The organism is Streptomyces sp. NPDC055749, from assembly GCF_053617235.1.
In genome coordinates, this window is the sequence record NZ_JBSHFH010000132.1 from 1 (window position 1) to 1,096 (window position 1,096).

The 1,096-nt window shown below is 60.1% G+C and carries 2 protein-coding genes; one reads left to right on the plus strand and one right to left on the minus strand.

Annotated elements, in window-relative coordinates; translation table 11 throughout:
- The coding region (locus ACWGO0_RS37425) for a hypothetical protein (RefSeq protein ID WP_453544886.1) at positions 1-248 on the plus strand (248 nt) is incomplete at its 5' end.
- A gap of 287 nt (positions 249-535) precedes the next feature.
- Here ACWGO0_RS37425 and ACWGO0_RS37430 read toward each other — a convergent pair.
- On the minus strand, positions 536-1,096 hold a 561-nt coding region (locus tag ACWGO0_RS37430), incomplete at its 5' end, for a L,D-transpeptidase family protein (RefSeq protein ID WP_453544887.1).

Sequence of the window (1,096 nt, forward strand, 5' to 3'; positions counted from 1 at the left end):
TGCATAAGCTTGCCGAGGTTCTGGCACAGAAGGACGGCGACATCGTTCTCGGCTTCTTCATGGAGCATGTGACGGAAGAGCTCATGAAGCGCGCACGGGCGGCGGCGATGGCGGGCGATATAGCGGCGGCGGAAAAACATGCACGGCTTTCCTCGGCGCTCTCGGAGCGCATCACCGTGGCGCAGGCCTATAATCTCGATAAGAAGCAGATGGTGCTTTCCATTCTGGAAGATATTCGCGGCGTGTGAAGGCAAGGGATCGTACGGAATGTACGATTCGACGGTGGATGAATTCTCCTCCGTCATGCCGGACTAGATCCGGCATCCAGCCACGGCGCGTCTGCGCCGTGAAGAGACTCTTTCGCGATCAAGGACTTGATCGCGCTGGACCCCGGATCAAGTCCGGGGTGACGGAGTACGGGGTTGCCGTTGACGCCAAATGTAGCAGGCGAACTCCAGCACCAAACAAATTGGGCAGGCCTTCCTTCAAACAAAAAAGCGCCGTCTCCGGCGCTTCTTTCTTGATGCTATTCTGATCAGATCGACGCGGCCCGCGCCTTCGTCGTCACGGCAAACGCCTTCTGCACATAGCTGTCGCGGTCATAGACGTCGTCGAAGAACTGCACCTTGCCGTCCTTGTCCGGCCAGGCGGTGAAGTAGGCCACATAGACCGGAACCTTCTCCGGCACCTGCACGGCGCGGTTCTTGCCGGACGCGATCTGCTCGCCGACCTTTTCGACGCTGGTGCCGAGAACGGCGGCAGCCATGCGGCGCGGATCGACCAGACGGATACAGCCATGGCTCAGCGCCCGCATGTCGCGGTTGAAGAAGCTCTTGGCAGGCGTGTCATGCATGTAAATGGCATGCGCGTTGGGGAACAGGATTTTCAGGTCGCCCAGCGCATTGTCGCTGCTCGGCGGCTGGCGCACGGAAACGGCGTTGGTAGAGCCATACCAATTGACGCTGGTGGAGGAAACGGCACGACCGCCCACCTGCACTTCGTAGCCCAGCCGGTCGAGATAGGACGGATCGCGGCGCAGCTTCGGCAGCATTTCGTTGACGATGATCGACTGCGGCACGCCCCAATAGGGGTTGAA